Source organism: Oerskovia paurometabola (assembly GCF_016907365.1).
GTDB classification, from domain to species: domain Bacteria; phylum Actinomycetota; class Actinomycetes; order Actinomycetales; family Cellulomonadaceae; genus Oerskovia; species Oerskovia paurometabola.
This window is the reverse complement of sequence record NZ_JAFBBV010000001.1, coordinates 1,582,102-1,599,906: the sequence shown is the minus strand read 5'-3', so window position 1 is coordinate 1,599,906 and position 17,805 is coordinate 1,582,102. Positions and strand designations below refer to the sequence as shown.

Below are 17,805 nucleotides of genomic sequence, written 5' to 3'. Positions count from 1 at the left end.
ACCTCGTTCCGCCCGGGTCGGCCGGGCACCGCGCTCTTCATCTCCACCTGGGAAGGGCTGCAGGTCTTCGACGCGCTGCATCCCGGGGCCGTTGACGTGCCGGGGATGGTCGGGGAGATGCTGCGGCGGGAGTTCGGAATCGGGTGACGCTGGGCTGACAGGTCGCGTCGAGGACGCGGGCGGGCTCGCCCAAGTGCCCGACGGCGGAGCGCGCCGACGCGCGGAAGGTGGGCTGCGGCGTCGGGCCCTCCCGCGGTGGCGACACACCGCACGCTCAGCCCTTTGCGCCCCGCCCCTCAAGCCACGCCCGGACGGTCGGCGCCGCATCCACGAGCCGTGCGACCTCCAGGCCCTCGTCACGCGAGGTGACTCTCGGCAGCGGAGTGAAATCGACGGGGAGGACGTCCAGCAGGCTCGTCACGCGCTCCCCTGTGCGAAGCTCCACGAGGAGCTCGCACCCCGTAGGTGACGTGCGACGTCAGATCGATCAAACAGGCGGTGCCACAGCGTCGGCCACGCCGGGCGCGTGCTACTACCCTGGGCCGATGCGGTCACTCCTCCACGTCCGCCCGGCCCGCCCCGATGACGCGGACGCCATGGCGGGCGTCCACGTCGAGTCCTGGCGGCAGACCTACCGAGGCCTGATGCGTGACGAGGTGCTCGACGACCCGGGCCTGCTGCCTGCACGCGGGCGGTTCTGGCAGGCCGTGCTCACCGAGGAGCGCTACGAGCCGTTCCGGGCTGCTGTCGCCGAGTCTGACGACGCGGTCGTCGGCATCGCGCTCGCTGGACCGGCCACCGAGGCCGATGTCGCGTGGGACACCCAGTTGTACGTCCTCTACCTGCTGGACGCGTTCCATGGCAGCGGCGCCGGACGTGGACTCATGGAGGCCGTTCTCCCGGCCGGCATCTCGGCAGGGCTCTGGGTCGCAGATCCCAACCCACGAGCCCAGGCGTTCTACGCCAAGCAGGGCTTCGAGCCCGACGGCGTGACGAAGGTGGACGACGGAGTGCGCGAGGTGCGGTTGGTTCGGGCGGCGACCGCGAAGTCCCCCTCCGGGACTGTCTAGCCCCAAGTCCCCCCTATTCGATCTCGGTGTGATAACGGGTCGAGCCGGTCGAGGAGGCCGGTCCCGTCGAGGGCGCGGCGCGACACGCTGTTGTCAAGAGTCCGCTGGCGACGGCGTCGACTCCGGCACGATGTGCGCCATGGGACTTCTGTGCGACTACTTCGTTGCTCCGTCGGACGACGCCGCCGCCGCGACCATCGACCGCGACGGTGGACCGGGGAGCACGGTGGCGACGCCACGCCCGCAGCGCCGGGGCGGCCTGCTTCGCCAACGGGTCGAGCCGGTCAAGGAGGCCGGTCCCGTCGAGGCTTACCCGACCGTCGATGCAAAGGGCATCGACCCCGTCGTCCAGATGGGCATGCTCGAGGCCTTGCTGACCGGCCGCACGTACGACGACGTCGTGGAGGCTCAGCCCGGGAACCCAGTGGCGGTGCGCAACGGGGGCGAGCGAGTGGTCGTGAAGCTCAGCGACGGGCTGACGGCCGCGCTCGCTGGCGCCTCGAACGACGACCTCGTGCGGGTGGCAGACCCGTGGTCGAAGACCGAGGAGTTCTGGGGTGACGGCGACCCTGTCGTGCTTGCTGGTGCGCTCCTGGACCTGGCTGGCCTCGCCCGGCTGGCAGTCGAACGAGACCAGGCGCTGTACTGCTGGCTCTCGGTGTAGCCGAGCGGCGGGACGGACGGGTCAGCAGCGCAGGGACTCGAGAGCGCGCTGCCCGGCTGGTAGTCGAGGCTGGTGCCGCGGTCATCGCCCTCGCGTTGGCCGGGTGCCACCCCGCCGCGCTCGTCGAGCCACGCGCGCAGCAGGTTGGCATAGCCTCGCGCGTTGTCTTCGCCGTTCAGGTGGAGACGGACCAGGCCGAGCGCCGTGGTGGTCCGGTGGGCGTTGCGGAGCACAAAGCTGCGCGAGTCGAGCATGTCGCGCACCCTGCCGAGCGAGTTCCACCGGGAGATCGTGACGTCGATCCACCACCCATCGCCGGAAAGGCTCTCAAGCAACACGGCCTGGGTTGCGATCTGCGGGATGTTGGTCTGCAACAGCAGCCTGGACGCGATCTCTTGGACCTGTCGGCACAGGCGGTCGGTCGACGAAAGTCGGGTCGAGCGTCGCGAGTCGGAGCTTGAGCTCCGGGGTTATCGCAGCGCCACGATGGTGCGGTCTCGACGAGCAGACCGCCCGTGAAATTATCGAACACCTCGCCGGACTGCCCACCACCGTCGTCGACGAGGACGAGAAGGCCTAACGATTCGACCTCACGAGTGCCCCGCGTCGCGCGCCCTACTGGCCAACCGTCGGGCGATATCGGTCAGGGTGCCTGATCTACACGGGCGCAAGAGGTGCGTCACTTTGGTGACGGCCGTCTGGGACTTCGACCGTTGCAAAAAACCACCCTAGCGGCAGCGTCGGCCAGGTCCTAGAGTCCGTCCTGGCTGACCCAGACGGCGAGAGAGCAGGAAGACGATGTCGACGATCTACGTGACCAACGAGTGGAGTGGTTACGGCAAGCAGGACTACTACTGGAACGAGTACAGGCTCGAGGGCGACGTGGTCGTCAAGTACAAGTGCAACCGGCACAAGTTCTTTGACGGCGAGGAGAGCAACTGGGAGGAGAGCGATACCGAAGAAGAACGCTGGTCCCTCGACGACCCGAACATGCCCGACTGGTTGAGGACCCACCTCTAGGGCCTGTTTCGGAATGGGCGCGCGGCGGGTGATCCAGGTGAGGATGGCGCGGGCGGCGCTCGTGCCCCCTGCGGGTCCCCAAGAATGAACATTCCTGTTCCCGACCGACCCCGGTTGTTCACCATGATCAAGGCATAGAAAGAGGCCTTGACCTGCGGCGATACTGCAGATCAAGGCCTCTCAGCAGGACGGACGCACCTGTCCGTTCTGTACCTGTTCTCAGAAGTTGATCATGTGCCCCGCGAGCCCGTGAATCGCTTCCTGCACGGCCTCCGACAGCGTCGGGTGCGTGTGCACGTTGCGCCCCAGCTCGGACGCCGTGAGGTCCCACTTCTGCGCGAGCGTGAGCTCGGGCAGAAGCTCGGACGCGTCGGGGCCGATCAGGTGGCCACCGAGGAGCTCGCCGTAGCGGGCGTCGGCGACGAGCTTGACGAAGCCCGTGGGCTCGCCCAGTCCGTGCGCCTTGCCGTTGGCGGTGAAGGGGAACTTGGAGACCTTGACGTCGAAGCCCTCGTCGCGGGCCTGCTGCTCGGTGAGGCCGAAGCTCGCGATCTGCGGCTGGCAGAACGTCGCGCGCGGCATCATGCGGTAGTCGCCCAGCGTCATGGTCTCGGCGCCGCCGATGGTCTCGGACGCGACGACTCCCTGCGCCTCGGCGACGTGCGCGAGCATGAGCTTCGCGGTGACGTCACCGATCGCGTAGATGTGGGGCACGTTGGTGCGCATGACGTCGTCGATCGCGATCGCGCCGCGGTCCGTGAGCGCAACGCCCGTGTTCTCGAGCCCGAAGCCCTCGACGTTGGGCGCGAAGCCCACGGCCATGAGGACCTTGTCGACCTCGATCGAGCCGGGCTTGTCGTCCTTGACGCCCTTGTAGGACACAACAACGCCGCCACCGGCTCCTCTGTCGGTCACGGTCTGCACCGCGGTCGACGTCAGGATGTTCACGCCGAGCTTCTTGTACTGCTTGGCGATCTCCTTGGAGACCTCGATGTCCTCGTTCGGCAGCGCACGGTCGAGGAACTCGATGATCGTCACGTCGACGCCGTAGTTCTTGAGCACGTACGCGAACTCCATGCCGATCGCGCCCGCGCCGACGATCGCGATCGAGCGCGGCAGCTCACGCGTCAGGATCTGCTTCTCGTACGTGACGACGTTCTCGCTCAGCTCGACGCCCGGCAGCAGGCGGACCTTCGAGCCCGTCGCGATGATGACGTTGGCGAACGTCACGGTCTCGGTCTCGCCCGAGGACAGCGCGACGTCGATCGTGTTCGCGTCGCGGAACGTGCCGCGCCCGTCGTACTCGGTGATCTTGTTCTTCTTCATGAGGAAGTGCACGCCCTTGACGCGGCCGTCGGCGACGTCGCGGCTGCGGTCGAACGCCTTGCCGAAGTCGAACGACACGTCGCCCGACATGCCGAAGAAGTCGGCCTGGTGCGTGAACAGGTGGGCGAGCTCCGCGTTGCGCAGGAGCGCCTTGGAGGGGATGCACCCGACGTTGAGGCACACACCGCCCCAGTACTTCTCCTCGATGATCGCGACGGACTGGCCGAGCTGGGCCGCGCGGATGGCGGCGACGTAGCCGCCGGGGCCCGCGCCGAGGACGACGACGTCGTAGTGGTTAGCCATGGGGACCAGCCTAGGACGTCTGCCCGACGGCGGTGCGACCGATCGCGTCACACGTCGCCCAGGAAGCGCCGAGGGTGACGCCCAGTACCGCCCGGGCGACGCCGTCGGGCAGCGGGTACGTCGCCCTCGGCCGGCGGACGGGCCGCGACGGCGGGGCGCCCGAGTCGTTACGATGCGCTACAGCCGCGTCGATTCCCGACCTCAGGGCTCGTGGGCGGCGACACGGGCCTCGTGGAGACCTCATGGCCGTTGGACTCGTAGCCCTCCTGGACGACATCGCAGCGTTCGCCAAGCTGGCGGCCGCGTCCGTCGACGACATCGGCGCCGCTGCGGGGCGGGCGAGCGTCAAGGCGACCGGTGTCGTGATCGACGACACCGCGGTCACTCCCCAGTACGTCGCCGGGCTGGCCGCGAAGCGCGAGCTGCCCGTGATCAAGCGCATCGCGATGGGCTCGCTGCGCAACAAGCTCCTGTTCATCCTCCCCGCGGCACTGCTGCTGAGCGAGTTCCTCCCCGTGCTGCTCACCCCGCTGCTCATGGTGGGCGGGACGTATCTCGCGTTCGAGGGCGCCGAGAAGCTCTGGGAGATGGTCTCGGGCAAGCACGGCAAGGCCGTCGACGACGCTGCGGCGAAGAAGGCCGTCGACGAGGACAGCGTCGTGTCGAGCGCGGTACGCACCGACTTCATCCTCAGCGCCGAGATCATGGTCATCGCGCTCAACGAGGTCGCGACGGAGGGCTTCTGGGCCCGCGCGATCATCCTGGTCGTCGTCGCGCTGCTCATCACGGCGGTCGTCTACGGGATCGTCGGGCTCATCGTGAAGATGGACGACATCGGCCTGCACCTGGCGGGGCGCGAGACCGGCTGGGTCAAGTCGTTCGGCCACGGCCTGGTCAAGGCGATGCCGCGCGTCATGGCCGTCATCTCGATCGTGGGCACGGTCGCGATGCTGTGGGTCGGTGGCCACATCCTGCTGCAGGGCACGTACGACCTGGGCTGGCACGCGCCCTACGACCTCCTGCACGTCCTCGAGGACGCCGTGCACGGCGTGCCGGCCCTCGGCGGGTTCCTGGTGTGGCTCGTCGACACCCTGGGGTCGGCGATCGTGGGTGTCGTGGTGGGTGCGGTCGTCGTGACGGTCGTGCACTTCATCCCTCGCAAGAACAAGCACCACTGATCGACGCCCTCGCAGGGCGCTGCGGGCGGGTTCCCGGTCTTCCGGGAGCCCGCCCGTCCTCGTTCTTGCGGCGCGTGTGGGTGGCCGCCCCTACCGTGGGAGGACCGCCAACGAGTCGCAGGAGGATGTCATGGGCTTGCAGTTCGGGTTCGTCGGGAGCTTCGGTTCCGCGTCAGAGCTGGTCACGATGGCCCGCGAGGCCGAGGAGCACGGCTGGGACGGCTACTTCACGTGGGACGGCATCAGCCTGCCCGGCATGGAGGGGTACGACCCGTGGGGCATCCTCGCCGCGGCGGCAGTCCAGACGCAGCGGGTGACGCTCGGTGCGCTCGTGTTCGCCATGCCGCGCAGGCGCCCGTGGGAGCTCGCGCGCCAGGCGCTGACGGTCGACCACCTGTCGGGTGGTCGGCTGGTCCTGCCCGCAGGGGTCGGGGTGCTCGACGACGCCGGCTTCAGCGCCGTCCCCGGCCAGCTCACGTCGCTGCGCGAGCGGGCCGAGCTGCTCGACGACGTCCTCGCGTTCCTCGAGCGCTCCTGGTCCGGCGAGGCGTTCTCGTTCGACGGGAAGCACATCTCGACCGGCGAGATGACGATCTCACCGCGGCCCGTCAACGGGCGCATCCCCGTGTGGCCCGTGGGGGTGTTCCCGAGCGAGAAGTCGATGAGCCGCGCGGTGCGCTGGGACGGCGTGACGGTCCAGCTCCGGGGCGACCGCGGCATGGACCCGCTGACGCCCGACGAGGTGCGCGAGGTCGCCGGCTGGGTCGCCGAGCACCGTGACCCGGGCGCCGGGCCGTTCGAGCTCGTCGTGCAGCGCGACTTCGCGACGGACCTCGACGCTGCCGCCGAGGACGCGCGGGCGCTCGAGGCGGCAGGCGCGACCTGGTGGATCGAGGCCGGCTGGGACCCGACGAAGGTCACGGCGGAGTCGCAGCTCGCGAGGATCCGCCAGGGCCCGCCGCGCCCCTGACCTTCGGCGGGTGCGGCGACCACCCGGCCCCCCGCGACCACACGCCGACGGCGCCGCTCCCCACCCAGGGGAGCGGCGCCGTCGGGCCGGGCTCAGACGGGCGTCACGCGGACGGCCGAGCCGCCTCGATGTCGACCGTCGGCAGGTGCTTCGCCGGCAGCGTCTTGGGCCGCCACGACGCACGCGTCTGCTCGAACGCCGTGATGTCGGCCTCGTGCTGAAGGGTTAGGCCGATGTCGTCGAGGCCCTCCATGAGGCGCCAGCGCGTGTAGTCGTCGATCTGGAAGCGGACCACGACGTCGTCGGCCGTGGCGGTGCGCTCGACCAGGTCGACCGTGACCTCGGTGCCGGGCTTGGTCTCGAGGACCTTCCACAGCAGCTCGATGTCCTCCTGCGCGACGATGCCCGCGACGAGGCCCTGCTTGCCCGAGTTCCCGCGGAAGATGTCCGCGAAGCGCGAGGCCAGGACGACCTTGAAGCCGTAGTCCTTGAGCGCCCACACGGCGTGCTCGCGCGATGAGCCGGTGCCGAAGTCGGGGCCCGCGACCAGGACGGAGCCGGACGAGTACGCGGGCTGGTTCAGGACGAACGCGGGGTCCCCGCGCCACGCCGCGAACAGCGCGTCCTCGAAGCCCGTGCGCGTCACTCGCTTGAGGTAGACGGCGGGGATGATCTGGTCCGTGTCGACGTTGCTGCGGCGCAGCGGGACACCGACACCGGTGTGGGTCGTGAACTTCTCCATGATGCTTCTGCTTCCTCGATGAGTGTCGTCAGGGGGCCGGTGTCAGACCTGCAGCGGGACGCGCGGGTCGAGCGGCGCGAGCGGGGTGCCGTCGAACGACGTGATGTCGACGTCGGCGGGCAGGTCCAGGTCCGCCAGCGAGGACAGGGTCCCGCGGATGGCGGTCGCGGCCGCGACGAGCGGAGACACGAGGTGGGTGCGTCCACCCTTGCCCTGGCGACCCTCGAAGTTGCGGTTGGACGTCGAGGCGCTGCGCTCCCCCGGAGCGAGCTGGTCCGGGTTCATGCCCAGGCACATGGAGCAGCCGGCGTTGCGCCACTCGGCTCCGAAGTCGAGGAAGATCTGGTCGAGCCCCTCGGCCTCGGCCTGGAGACGGACGCGCGCCGAGGCGGGCACGACGAGCACGCGCAGCGAGTCGGCCTTCTTCTTGCCCTGGACGACCTTGGCGACCGAACGCAGGTCCTCGATGCGGCCGTTGGTGCACGAGCCGATGAAGACCGTGTCGATCGCGATGTCGCGCAGCGGCGCGCCTGGGGTCAGGCCCATGTACTCGATCGCGCGCTCGGCGGCGACGCGCTCGTTCTCGTCGGCGATCTCGGCGGGGATCGGGACGTTCGCCGACAGGGGCAGGCCCTGGCCGGGGTTGGTGCCCCACGTGATGAACGGCTCGAGGTCCGCCGCCTCGAGGACGACCTCCTCGTCGAACGTGGCGTCGTCGTCGGTCTTGAGCGTCTTCCAGTACTCGACCGCGGCGTCCCAGTCGGCACCCTCGGGCGCGTGCGGACGGCCCTTGAGGTACTCGAACGTGGTCTCGTCGGGAGCGATCATGCCGGCGCGCGCGCCCGCCTCGATCGACATGTTGCAGACCGTCATGCGGGCTTCCATGGTCAGCTTGCGGATGGCCTCGCCGCGGTACTCCAGGACGTAGCCCTGGCCGCCGCCGGTGCCGATCTTCGCGATGATGGCGAGGATGATGTCCTTGGACGTCGCGCCCGGGGGCAGCTCGCCGTTGACCGTGATGGCCATGGTCTTGAAGGGGGCGAGCGGGAGGGTCTGGGTCGCGAGCACGTGCTCGACCTCGGACGTGCCGATGCCGAATGCGAGGGCCCCGAACGCACCGTGCGTGGAGGTGTGCGAGTCGCCGCACACGACCGTGAGGCCGGGCATGGTCAGGCCGAGCTGGGGCCCGACCTGGTGGACGATGCCCTGGTCGGCGTCGCCGAGCGAGTGGATGCGCACGCCGAACTCCTTGGCGTTGTTGCGCAGCGTGTCGATCTGCGTGCGGCTCGTGAGGTCCGCGATCGGCAGGTCGATGTCGAGCGTGGGGGTGTTGTGGTCCTCGGTCGCGATCGTCAGGTCGGTACGGCGCACCTGCCGGCCGGCGAGCCGCAGGCCCTCGAAGGCCTGCGGACTGGTGACCTCGTGGATGAGGTGCAGATCGATGTAGAGGAGGTCGGGCGACCCGTCGGTGCCACGTCGCACCAGGTGCGCGTCCCAGACCTTCTCCGCCAGCGTGCCGGCCATGTTGGTTCTCTCCTACCTGTGTCCTGCGGTGGTCGCTCACGCGGGGGCCGTGGGCGACGATCGGGGGGTACATCTCGGTCGTGGACCGGGCGGAAACTCCTGGTCCTTCGTCGACACGACACCCGCTGACTTGCATCTCACTGTGCGAGACGTCAATATCGACCTATGGACAATTCTAGCGGAGTCGGCGTGCTGGACAAGGCGGCGTCCGTTCTGGGCGCTCTGGAGTCCGGACCAGCCACTTTGGCCCAGCTCGTCACCGCCACCGGACTCGCCCGTCCGACGGCCCATCGCCTCGCGGTCGCACTCGAGCACCACCGCATGGTGGCCCGCGACATGCAGGGCCGTTTCGTCCTCGGGCCGCGCCTGAACGAGCTCGCGACGGCCGCCGGCGAGGACCGCCTGCTCGCCGCGGCGAACCCCGTTCTGACGGCGCTGCGCGACCACACCGGCGAGAGCGCCCAGCTCTACCGCCGCCAGGGGGATCATCGCATCTGCGTCGCCGCGGCCGAGCGTCCCGTCGGCCTGCGAGACTCGATCCCCGTGGGCGCGACGCTCACCATGGGTGCGGGCTCCGCCGCTCAGGTGCTGCTCGCGTGGGAGGAGCCGGACCGCCTGCACCGCGGCCTGCGCGAGGCCGTCTTCACGGCCACGATCCTCTCGGGTGTCCGACGGCGCGGCTGGGCCCAGTCCGTCTCGGAGCGCGAGCTCGGCGTCGCCTCGGTGTCAGCACCCGTCCGCGGGCCGTCGGGGCGCATCGTCGCCGCCGTCTCGATCTCCGGGCCGGTCGAACGCCTCACGCGCCAACCCGGCCGCCTGCACTCGGGCTCGGTCGTCGCCGCAGCCAACCGCCTGACCGAGGTCCTGCGCCGCGCGGGAGAGTAGCCGTCCATCGACACCAGGACGTGAGGGGCGGGCGCCATCCGGCGCCCGCCCCTCACGGCGTCCGGCGTCCAACCACTCCCCGGCGCACTCGCGGGACGCCGCGCCCGACCCGCCATGTCCGGACACGGGACCCACGACCGATTCGGGCGAAACGCTAGACTCGGCCGCGGCGCGCCTCCGACGGCGCTCCGCCTGTTCGCTCCACCATGGCGGGCAGAGCCGAGAACCGCCCCGATCGACGACGTGAGGACCACACGATGCCCGGCAAGGCCAAGACCATCCTGATGTGGGTCGTCATCGTCTTCCTGCTGTACGCGGTCGTCCAGAGCCCCGACCGCGCAGCGGACATCGTCCAGGCGATCTGGGACGTCATCCTGGGCGCCTTCAAGAGCTTCGGGCAGTTCGTCCAGTCACTCATGAAGTAGGCGCACGGTGGCGCAGGACCTCCCCTCGCAGGCGTACGAGACCGCGCCGCGCCTGAGCGCGCGCCACCTGCGGCGCTACATCCTGCCCGGCGAGCGCGTGGTCCTGGCCACGCGTGCCCACTGGGGCAAGCTCGCCGAGCCCGTCGCCACGACGTTCGCCGCCTTCCTGCTCGCGGCCTGGCTCGTCAGCGTCCTGGCTCCGGCCGTGGGCGAGGGCTCGCTGCTGCTCTGGTGGGCGTGGGTGCTGGTCGCGCTCCGCCTGCTGTGGAAGGTGCTCGACTGGCGCAACGAGTGGTTCGTCGCGACCGACAAGCGCATGCTCCTGATGTTCGGGCTCGTGACCCACAAGGTCGCGATGATGCCCCTCGGCAAGGTCACCGACATGAGCTACAGCCGCTCGATCCTCGGGCGGATCCTCGGCTACGGCCAGTTCATCCTCGAGTCGGCCGGGCAGGACCAGGCCATGAGCCGGATCAACTGGGTCGCCAACCCGGACGTCACGTACCGCAGGCTGTGCGACACGATCTTCATCCCAGGCGGGCGCGGCGGGCCGTGGGGTCAGCAGCCGCAGGGCGGCGCACCCCTGGGTGGCGCGGCTCCCCCACCCGCCGCCCAGGCCCAGTTCGTGGCACCACAGGTACCCACGCCCGTCCCCGGCCGGTTGGCCTGGGCACCGACGGCCGACGGGCCGGAGGGCGACCTGTCGGCCGCCGCGACGCAGCCCATCGCCGTGCGCTCGGTGCAGGCGGGCGGGCAGGGACACCTGTTCGTCGCGCCTCGCGGCAGCTCGCCCCGGCTGGCGGGGGCGGACCGGCCGGTCATGGCTCCGCCGCCCGCGTCCTCCACGTCCACGTCCACGGACCGGCCTCCGGGGCCGGGCGGGCCCCAGGAGCAGGCCAGCGAGCGGCCGGGTGGGACCGACAACGGTCTCGACGACGGGACCGAGGGCGAGTCCGACGGTCCGGCCTGGGAGGTCTCCCACGACGACCGTGGCCGGTTCGTGCCCGTCACGCCGTGGGACCCGCAGACCGGGTGGCAGTCCACGGACCCGTGGTCGCGCCCCGAGGACCCCGCGGGCTCGTCGACGGCAGGTCCGCCCGTCCCGCCGCCGCCGGGCTGACACGCCGCCCGGCCGACCTGCGGGCCGCGCCCGGCCGCACCCTGCTCGGCCCTGGCGCACCCTGCTCGGCCCAGCCGCACCCGGGTGGGCCCCACGCCGCGGGAACCGTCCCACGCCCCCGTGATCTTCGGGCCCTTCGACCCTGTCGCGGACGCGCTCGCCAACCTACGGTGCAGTAACCACCCGCACCAGGCCTGAGAAGGGTCCACCTGTGACCACGCTGTCCCTGCCCGTCTCCTCGTCGTTCCCGCCTCTCCCTCGTGTCATCCAGGGCGGGATGGGGATGGCGGTCTCGTCCTGGCGTCTCGCCTCGGCCGTCGCCCGCACCGGGCAGCTCGGCCTGGTCTCCGGCACCGCGCTGGACCTGGTGCTGGCGCGCAGGCTGCAGAACGGCGACCGCGACGGCGCGGTCCGCAGGGCGCTCGACGCCTTCCCGGTGCCCCGCTTCGCCCACCGGGTGCTCTCGCGCTACTTCTGCCCCGAGGGGCGCGGCGAGGGCCAGCCCTACGCTCCCGTCCCGCGGCTCGCCCTGCGCCAGACCCGTCTCGCGCAGGAGCTCATGATCCTGGGCAGCTTCGTCGAGGTGTGGCTCGCCAAGGAGGGCCACGAGGGGCGGGTGGGCATCAACTTCCTCGAGAAGATCCAGATGGCTGCGCCCGCGGCCGCGTACGGGTCGATGCTCGCCGGGGCCGACTACGTCGTGACCGGGGCGGGTATCCCGCGCGACATCCCGCACCTGCTGGACCGGCTCGCGGTGCACGAGGCGGTCCAGTTCCCCGTCACGGTGGTGGGCGGCAGCCACCACACGGTCGATCTCGACCCCGACACGCTCCTCGGCGAGTCGCTGCCACCCGTCGCGCGGCCGACGTTCCTTGCCGTCGTCTCCGCGCACGCCCTGGCCGAGCACCTGGTGCGCGAGGACCGCACGCGGCCCGACGGCTTCGTGGTCGAAGGACCGCCCGCGGGCGGCCACAACGCCCCTCCCCGCGGGCGCCTGACGCTCGACGACGCCGGGCAGCCGGTGTTCGGCCCGCGCGACGAGGCCGACCTGTCGAAGGTCGCCGCGATCGGCCTGCCGTTCTGGCTCGCGGGGGCGCAGGGCACCCCCGAGTCCCTGGCTGCCGCGCGCGAGGCCGGGGCGACCGGCGTGCAGGTGGGCACGCTCTTCGCGCTCTCGACCGACTCGGGGCTCGATCCCACCCTGCGCGAGGACGTCCTGGCGCGGCTGCGCGCCGGGACCCTCGACGTCCATACCGAGGCGCTCACCTCACCGACGGGCTTCCCGTTCAAGGTCGCCCAGCTTCCGGGCACCCTCGCGGACGTGGGCGTCGCGGCGGCGCGGCCTCGGCTGTGCGACCTGGGCTATCTCCGCACGCCGGTCGAGAAGGACGACGGCAAGGTCACCTATCGCTGCCCGGCGGAACCCGCCCACATGTTCGAGCGCAAGGGCGGGCAGGAGGCCGACACGCAGGGTCGACTCTGCCTGTGCAACTCGCTCGCGGCCGACGTCGGGCTCGGTCAGACGCGCGCGGACGGGTACGTCGAGCTGCCGCTCGTCACGCTCGGGGCGGATGTCGCCGGGGCCGCACGGCTCGCGGCGAGGCACGACGGCGCGTGGTCGGCCGGCGACGTGCTCGACTGGCTCCTCGACGAGGGGACGACGACCGCCACGGAGAAAGCCTGAGGGGCTCAGCCCACGTCCGGGTGACGGCGGGACCTGACGCGCTGGAGCTGCGCCACGAGGTCCCAGTCCGCCGGGCGTGCTTCGGGGGCGAACCAGCGTGCGCCCGCGTCGACCCAGGCCTTGCGGGCGCGCAGGGCGGTGCGCCAGGAGACGTCCTCCACGCCGCTCTCGGATCCGCAGCAGTCGCAGATGGCGTAGAGAGGGACTCCCCCGTGCCAGTAATCCTCGGGGTCGGCCGGGTCGGACCAGCCGCAGACCCTGCACGTCTCGTCGATGAGCATCGCAGGAAACTAGCATCTTCGTCCGCCGCTCGTCGGACGGGTCGCTGACCGGATACTCCCCCGGAGACGACGAGAGCTCGATCATCTTCCGATGATCGAGCTCTGCGTTGGTACCCCCAACGGGATTTGAACCCGTGTTACCGCCGTGAGAGGGCGGCGTCCTAGGCCGCTAGACGATGGGGGCCAGGACCGCTCACCCACCCCGAAGAGCGAGAGAGCGTCATCGAGGCCCGGTCATCTGACGATGGCCAGGCCTCGTACGTACCCCCAACGGGATTTGAACCCGTGTTACCGCCGTGAGAGGGCGGCGTCCTAGGCCGCTAGACGATGGGGGCCTAAGCTCGTCACCCCGAGGGGCGCCGTGCCGTTGAGAACTCTACTGCACGTTTCGTATCGGTTTGACCGACTCGATGCGCTGCATGCTCTGCGCTGGGGTACCAGGACTCGAACCTAGAATGACGGTACCAGAAACCGTTGTGTTGCCAATTACACCATACCCCAAGGAGGTATCAGCGCCGCGCCCTCGTCCCGTTCCCGGGCCGCGGGTGAGCGCCTCACCGAGAGAAAACATTACCGGACAGTTCCGGCCCGGCCAAATCGCCTCCGACGCCCGCCTCACACCGCCCTCGACGCCCCCTCGACCGGTCCGCGCCCGCCCGACCCCACCCGGCCCCGCCAGAGCCCCACCCGACGTCCCGACGTCCCGACGGTGTGACCGCACGCCGACCAGGAACACGGCGCGCACCAGGTGTGGACCTCGCTGCCCGCACGTGGCACCGTCGGAGAGATGAGCACCGACGACGCCTCGCCCCCCGACACCCTGCGCGCCTCGCACGCCGAACGCGCCTCCTCGTTCGGCGCCGGAGCGGGCGAGTACCGCGCCGTCCGGCCGTCCTACCCGGACGCGGCGATCGACTGGATGCTCCCCGCGGGTGCACGACACGTGCTCGACCTCGCAGCGGGCACCGGCAAGCTCACCGAGCGGCTCGTGGCGCGCGGGCTCCACGTGACCGCCGTCGAGCCCTCCGCGGGCATGCGTGCAGAGCTCCAGGACGCCGTGCCGGGGGCCCACGTCCTGCCCGGCACCGCCGAGCGCATCCCGCTCGAGGACGGGAGCGTCGACGCGGTCCTCGTCGGGCAGGCGTGGCACTGGTTCGACGTCGAGACGGCAGTCCCGGAGATCGCACGCGTCCTGCGCCCCGGAGGACGCCTGGGTGTCGTGTGGAACGTCCGGGACCACAGGGTCGACTGGGTCGAGAGCTTCACCGAGATCATCCATCAGGGCGACTCGCTCGAGCCGGTCCACAGGACCCCTGTCGTCGACGGGGCCGACGGGGCCTTCACGCCGCTCGAGCACGCGACGTTCTCGTGGGAGGACCGCCTGCCGGCCACGTCGCTCCGTACGCTCGCGTCCACGCGTAGCCACCTCCTGACCCTGCCCCCGGCCGTGCGTGACGAGCTTCTCGACGCCGTCGACCGGCTCGTGGCCACGCACCCGGCCCTCGCCGGCCGCTCCGAGATCGACCTCCCGTACCGCGCCGAGTGCTGGCGCGCGGACCGCGTCCGCGGCACCGACCTCGACGCGGTCGACGCATGAGCGCCCAGCCGGAGGACGTCGCGACCACGCTGGCACCGGGCCCCGTCACGCCCGACGACGTCCGGACGGCCTCCCGTTGGCTCGCCGACGGCGTCGCCGGGCACCCCGACGCGGCCTTCGACGCGCAGGCGGGCCCGGTGCGGTGGTCGTGCTGGGCGACCGCCGAGCACGTCGTCGACGACCTGCTGGCCTACGCGCTCCAGGTCGCGGGTCTCCCGCTGCTCGACTACCTGCCGCTGGCGGGCCCCAAGGGCGAGGACGAGATCGCGCACGTCAAGCGCGAGGCAGGCCCGGCGGGCCTGGCCGAGGTGATCGTCGCGGGGGGCGAGCTGCTCGCCGCCCAGGTCTCGGTCCGCCCGCCCACGGCCCGCGCCTATCACCCGTACGGGCTCTCGGACCCCGAGGGGTTCGCGGCCATGGGCGTCGTGGAGATCCTCGTCCACGGCCGGGACGTCTTCCAGGGGCTCACGGGCACGTCTCCGACGCTGCCCCAGGGCCTGAGCGCCCGGGTGCTCGCCCGGCTCTTCCCCGACCTGCCGTCGGTCGCGCTCGACCTTCCCCCGGACGACGCCCTCGTGTGGGCGACGGGCCGCAGCGACCTGCCCGGGCTGCCGCGACGGACCCGGTGGCGCTGGGACGCGAGCGTCCGGTAGCCGCACGGCTCGTGAGCCCGCTCGTCGGCGGGCCCACGAGCACGGTCACGTCAGGAGCAGCACCGCGACGAGCGAGGTCCCGGTCACGACCGCGGCCGACGCGGTGCCGAGCACGAGCGCGCGCCGCCCCGTACGGACCAGGTGCGCGGCGTCGACGCCGAGGCCCATCGCGAACATCGCGGCGGTGAACAGCAGCGTGGTGACCATGGTCGTCACCTCGACGACGGATGCGGGCAGCAGCCCGGTGCTGCGCACCAGCACGGCCACGAGGAAGCCCACGACGAACAGCGGCACGGGCGGGGTCCGACGGGTCCCCGGGGCCACCGAGGCCCCGGCGGCGACCTCGACGTCCGCGGGCCGCGCCACGCGCTCGCGTCGAGCCTTCAGCACCCCGGCCCCGGCCACGAGCGGGGCGAGGAGCACGACGCGGGCCAGCTTGCTCACGGTCGCGGTCGCGAGCGCGGCGGCCGAGACGGCGCCACCCGCGGTCACGACCTGCGCGACCTCCTGGACGCTCGCGCCGACCCACAGCCCGGCGCGGTCGTCGGCGAGCCCCAGCAGCCCGGCGAGCCACGGCAGCACGAAGATCGCGAGCGACCCGAAGATCGTCACGAGGGCGAGCGCGGTCGCCACGGCGTCGTCGGCCTCGCGGCGCGACTCCTCGTCGTCGCCGCTCCCGACGACTCCCTGCATCGCGGAGATGGCGGCGGCACCGCAGATCGAGAACCCGGTCGCGACGAGCAGCGAGGTCACGCGCGGCACGCGCAGGGCCCGTCCGAGCGCGAGCGTCGCGCTGAACGTCACGGCGACCGTGATCCCGACGACCGCGAGCCCACGCCACCCGAGCGCGAGGACCTCCGGAAGCGAGAGCTGGAGCCCCAGCAGCACGACTCCGGCGCGCAGGACGCGCGTCGCGGTCCACCGCGCGCCCTCCTGGGTGCGGGAGGTGAGCGCCGTGGCCCACCGTGCGGCACTCGTCCCCTGCCCGACGGCGTCGCTCGCCCCGCCCGCGCGCCGCAGGCTCCCGAGCAGCGAGCCGACGACGGCACCCACCAGGAGGGAGAGCACGAGCGGCGAGAGCGGGATCACCTGCGCGAGCAGGTAGGCGACGACGGTCGCGACGGCACAGAAGGCGAGCCCGGGGGCGGCGCGCCGGATCCACGGCGTGGGAGGGGCGCCCGGTCCGGGTCGGTCGGGGGCGCGCGTCGCGCCCGGGGTGGGGGCTGCGAGGTCGTTGGTGGGGGTCATGTTTCCACCATGCCGCGGCCGTCCCCGCGCCAGAAGGCCCACTTCCCGACCTAGCCATAGGATGAGGCTATGACTGAGGCCGACCGGCTCGCTTCCACGAGCACCCCGACCCCGCGCCGTGAACGCACCTCGCTGGCCCTGCTCGAGCTGCTCGTCGCGACCGACCGGCACGGGTCCATCAGCGCGGCCGCACGAGCGCTGGGGGTGTCGCAGCCCAGCGCCTCGGCGGGGATGCGGCGGCTCGAGACGCACCTGGACCTCGAGCTCGTGACCCGCTCGACCCGCGGGGCCCGCCTGACCGAGACGGGGCGCGCGACCGCGACCTGGGCCCGGGAGGTCATCGAGGCCTCGGACCGGTTCGAGACCTCGGCCGCGGCGCTGCGCGAGGCCCCCTCGGCCCGCATCCGGATCGCGGCCAGCCTCACGATCGCCGAGTACCTCGCGCCCCGGTGGCTCGCGACGCTCGCGGCGTCGGCCCCGTCGGCCCCGCTGGGGCGACCGGGCGCGCCAGGCAACCCCGGCGGGGTCGGTACCAGGACGCCGCCCCCCGACGTCGAGCTGCTCGTGCGCAACTCGCGCACCGTCATGGACCTCGTGCTCGCGGACGAGGCGGACCTGGGGTTCATCGAGAGCTCGACCATGCGGCGGGGGCTGCGCAGCCGCACCCTCGCCCGCGACGAGCTGCTCGTCGTCGTCGCCCCCGCGCACCTGTGGGCGTCCCGCAGGCGGCGCACCGCGACCGTCGACGAGCTCCTGGGCGGCGGCCTCGTGGTCCGCGAACGCGGGTCGGGCACGCGCGAGACGCTCGAGAAGTCGCTGGTGGCGGCAGGCGCCCGGTTGCCCGAGCACCTGCCCTACCTGGGGTCGACCGCGTCGCTCAAGACCGCCGTGCAGTACGGCGGGGCCGTCGCGGTGCTGTCCCGGCTCACCGTGGCGGACGACCTCGCACGAGGGTCGCTCGTGCAGGTCGACGTCCCCGGCCTGGACCTGTCCCGGCGACTGCGCATGGTGTGGAAGGACGGCACGGACCTGCCCGCCGCGGCACGGCGCATCGCGGCCGTCGCGACCGCGAGGTAGAACGGACTGCGCGAGGTAGGACGCGCCGCGCACTACCT

General features: G+C 71.7%; 17 protein-coding genes and 3 tRNA genes. 12 read left to right on the top strand and 8 right to left on the bottom strand.

The window, feature by feature from the left end; translation table 11 throughout:
• Positions 1-545 precede the first annotated feature (545 nt).
• From JOD48_RS07165 to JOD48_RS07155, 3 genes are all read left to right on the top strand, one after another.
• Complete coding sequence (locus JOD48_RS07165; protein ID WP_204808285.1) at positions 546-1,070, top strand: GNAT family N-acetyltransferase; 525 nt, start codon at positions 546-548, stop codon at positions 1,068-1,070.
• A 139-nt stretch (positions 1,071-1,209) separates the two neighbouring features.
• Positions 1,210-1,734, top strand: a complete 525-nt coding sequence (locus tag JOD48_RS07160) for a hypothetical protein (protein ID WP_204808283.1) — start codon at positions 1,210-1,212, stop codon at positions 1,732-1,734.
• 798 nt (positions 1,735-2,532) lie between these two features.
• The gene (locus tag JOD48_RS07155; RefSeq protein WP_204808281.1) at positions 2,533-2,754 is read left to right on the top strand and encodes a hypothetical protein; all 222 of its coding nucleotides are present in this window, start codon (positions 2,533-2,535) and stop codon (positions 2,752-2,754) included.
• A 219-nt stretch (positions 2,755-2,973) separates the two neighbouring features.
• Here the strand turns inward: JOD48_RS07155 and lpdA are convergent, their stop codons facing one another.
• Positions 2,974-4,383, bottom strand: coding sequence for a dihydrolipoyl dehydrogenase (lpdA, locus tag JOD48_RS07150; RefSeq protein WP_204808279.1), 1,410 nt, complete (start codon positions 4,381-4,383; stop codon positions 2,974-2,976).
• 242 nt (positions 4,384-4,625) lie between these two features.
• On the opposite strand from lpdA, the gene JOD48_RS07145 reads away from it, so the two are divergent.
• Together JOD48_RS07145 and JOD48_RS07140 are read left to right on the top strand one after the other, a co-directional pair.
• Positions 4,626-5,561, top strand: coding sequence for a DUF808 domain-containing protein (locus JOD48_RS07145; RefSeq protein ID WP_191789284.1), 936 nt, complete (start codon positions 4,626-4,628; stop codon positions 5,559-5,561).
• A 130-nt stretch (positions 5,562-5,691) separates the two neighbouring features.
• Entirely contained in the window at positions 5,692-6,531 is an 840-nt protein-coding gene (locus tag JOD48_RS07140; RefSeq protein ID WP_307824022.1) for an LLM class flavin-dependent oxidoreductase, read from the top strand.
• A 103-nt stretch (positions 6,532-6,634) separates the two neighbouring features.
• Here JOD48_RS07140 and leuD read toward each other — a convergent pair whose 3' ends face one another.
• Together leuD and leuC are read right to left on the bottom strand one after the other, a co-directional pair.
• Complete coding sequence (gene leuD, locus JOD48_RS07135) at positions 6,635-7,273, bottom strand: 3-isopropylmalate dehydratase small subunit (RefSeq protein ID WP_191789286.1); 639 nt, start codon at positions 7,271-7,273, stop codon at positions 6,635-6,637.
• Positions 7,274-7,315: 42 nt separating this feature from the next.
• Positions 7,316-8,797 carry a 3-isopropylmalate dehydratase large subunit gene (gene leuC, locus JOD48_RS07130; RefSeq protein WP_191789287.1) on the bottom strand — a complete coding sequence of 494 codons (1,482 nt, stop codon included), beginning with the start codon at positions 8,795-8,797 and terminating at the stop codon, positions 7,316-7,318.
• A 165-nt stretch (positions 8,798-8,962) separates the two neighbouring features.
• On the opposite strand from leuC, the gene JOD48_RS07125 reads away from it, so the two are divergent.
• From JOD48_RS07125 to JOD48_RS07110, 4 genes are all read left to right on the top strand, one after another.
• On the top strand, positions 8,963-9,682 hold the full coding sequence (locus JOD48_RS07125; RefSeq protein ID WP_030150819.1) for an IclR family transcriptional regulator: 720 nt from the start codon (positions 8,963-8,965) through the stop codon (positions 9,680-9,682).
• A gap of 257 nt (positions 9,683-9,939) precedes the next feature.
• Positions 9,940-10,107 carry a hypothetical protein gene (locus JOD48_RS07120; RefSeq protein WP_191789288.1) on the top strand — a complete coding sequence of 56 codons (168 nt, stop codon included), beginning with the start codon at positions 9,940-9,942 and terminating at the stop codon, positions 10,105-10,107.
• 7 nt (positions 10,108-10,114) lie between these two features.
• Positions 10,115-11,227, top strand: coding sequence for a PH domain-containing protein (locus JOD48_RS07115; RefSeq protein ID WP_204808277.1), 1,113 nt, complete (start codon positions 10,115-10,117; stop codon positions 11,225-11,227).
• Positions 11,228-11,438: 211 nt separating this feature from the next.
• Complete coding sequence (locus JOD48_RS07110) at positions 11,439-12,911, top strand: beta/alpha barrel domain-containing protein (protein ID WP_307824020.1); 1,473 nt, start codon at positions 11,439-11,441, stop codon at positions 12,909-12,911.
• A 5-nt stretch (positions 12,912-12,916) separates the two neighbouring features.
• Here JOD48_RS07110 and JOD48_RS07105 read toward each other — a convergent pair whose 3' ends face one another.
• The 4 genes from JOD48_RS07105 to JOD48_RS07090 form a co-directional block, all read right to left on the bottom strand.
• Complete coding sequence (locus JOD48_RS07105; protein ID WP_204808275.1) at positions 12,917-13,192, bottom strand: hypothetical protein; 276 nt, start codon at positions 13,190-13,192, stop codon at positions 12,917-12,919.
• 108 nt (positions 13,193-13,300) lie between these two features.
• Positions 13,301-13,376 (bottom strand) — tRNA-Glu (locus JOD48_RS07100).
• 78 nt (positions 13,377-13,454) lie between these two features.
• Positions 13,455-13,527: transfer RNA gene (locus JOD48_RS07095), tRNA-Glu, on the bottom strand.
• Positions 13,528-13,621: 94 nt separating this feature from the next.
• Positions 13,622-13,693, bottom strand: a tRNA-Gln gene (locus tag JOD48_RS07090).
• A 286-nt stretch (positions 13,694-13,979) separates the two neighbouring features.
• Between JOD48_RS07090 and JOD48_RS07085 the strand changes: the two genes are divergently transcribed.
• Entirely contained in the window at positions 13,980-14,789 is an 810-nt protein-coding gene (locus tag JOD48_RS07085; RefSeq protein WP_204808273.1) for a class I SAM-dependent methyltransferase, read from the top strand.
• Positions 14,786-15,442, top strand: coding sequence for a hypothetical protein (locus JOD48_RS07080; RefSeq protein ID WP_204808271.1), 657 nt, complete (start codon positions 14,786-14,788; stop codon positions 15,440-15,442). Before JOD48_RS07085 ends, JOD48_RS07080 begins: the two co-directional genes overlap by 4 nt.
• Positions 15,443-15,487: 45 nt before the next feature.
• Here JOD48_RS07080 and JOD48_RS07075 read toward each other — a convergent pair whose 3' ends face one another.
• Positions 15,488-16,690 (bottom strand): YeiH family protein, encoded by a 1,203-nt coding sequence (locus JOD48_RS07075; RefSeq protein WP_191789292.1) that lies wholly within the window; start codon positions 16,688-16,690, stop codon positions 15,488-15,490.
• A gap of 69 nt (positions 16,691-16,759) precedes the next feature.
• Here JOD48_RS07075 and JOD48_RS07070 point away from each other — a divergent pair, with 69 nt between their 5' ends.
• On the top strand, positions 16,760-17,767 hold the full coding sequence (locus JOD48_RS07070) for a LysR family transcriptional regulator (RefSeq protein ID WP_204808269.1): 1,008 nt from the start codon (positions 16,760-16,762) through the stop codon (positions 17,765-17,767).
• Positions 17,768-17,805 lie beyond the last annotated feature (38 nt).

Excerpts from the sequence above, each read along its gene's own strand:
- JOD48_RS07160 (WP_204808283.1), top strand. The coding sequence starts at position 1,210 with ATGGGACTTCTGTGCGACTACTTCGTTGCTCCGTCGGACGACGCCGCC.
- JOD48_RS07140 (WP_307824022.1), top strand. The coding sequence starts at position 5,692 with ATGGGCTTGCAGTTCGGGTTCGTCGGGAGCTTCGGTTCCGCGTCAGAG.
- JOD48_RS07105 (WP_204808275.1), bottom strand. The coding sequence starts at position 13,192 with ATGCTCATCGACGAGACGTGCAGGGTCTGCGGCTGGTCCGACCCGGCC.
- JOD48_RS07125 (WP_030150819.1), top strand. The coding sequence starts at position 8,963 with ATGGACAATTCTAGCGGAGTCGGCGTGCTGGACAAGGCGGCGTCCGTT.
- leuD (WP_191789286.1), bottom strand. The coding sequence starts at position 7,273 with ATGGAGAAGTTCACGACCCACACCGGTGTCGGTGTCCCGCTGCGCCGC.
- leuC (WP_191789287.1), bottom strand. The coding sequence starts at position 8,797 with ATGGCCGGCACGCTGGCGGAGAAGGTCTGGGACGCGCACCTGGTGCGA.
- JOD48_RS07120 (WP_191789288.1), top strand. The coding sequence starts at position 9,940 with ATGCCCGGCAAGGCCAAGACCATCCTGATGTGGGTCGTCATCGTCTTC.
- JOD48_RS07165 (WP_204808285.1), top strand. The coding sequence starts at position 546 with ATGCGGTCACTCCTCCACGTCCGCCCGGCCCGCCCCGATGACGCGGAC.
- JOD48_RS07080 (WP_204808271.1), top strand. The coding sequence starts at position 14,786 with ATGAGCGCCCAGCCGGAGGACGTCGCGACCACGCTGGCACCGGGCCCC.
- JOD48_RS07155 (WP_204808281.1), top strand. The coding sequence starts at position 2,533 with ATGTCGACGATCTACGTGACCAACGAGTGGAGTGGTTACGGCAAGCAG.
- JOD48_RS07075 (WP_191789292.1), bottom strand. The coding sequence starts at position 16,690 with ATGACCCCCACCAACGACCTCGCAGCCCCCACCCCGGGCGCGACGCGC.
- JOD48_RS07070 (WP_204808269.1), top strand. The coding sequence starts at position 16,760 with ATGACTGAGGCCGACCGGCTCGCTTCCACGAGCACCCCGACCCCGCGC.
- lpdA (WP_204808279.1), bottom strand. The coding sequence starts at position 4,383 with ATGGCTAACCACTACGACGTCGTCGTCCTCGGCGCGGGCCCCGGCGGC.
- JOD48_RS07145 (WP_191789284.1), top strand. The coding sequence starts at position 4,626 with ATGGCCGTTGGACTCGTAGCCCTCCTGGACGACATCGCAGCGTTCGCC.
- JOD48_RS07085 (WP_204808273.1), top strand. The coding sequence starts at position 13,980 with ATGAGCACCGACGACGCCTCGCCCCCCGACACCCTGCGCGCCTCGCAC.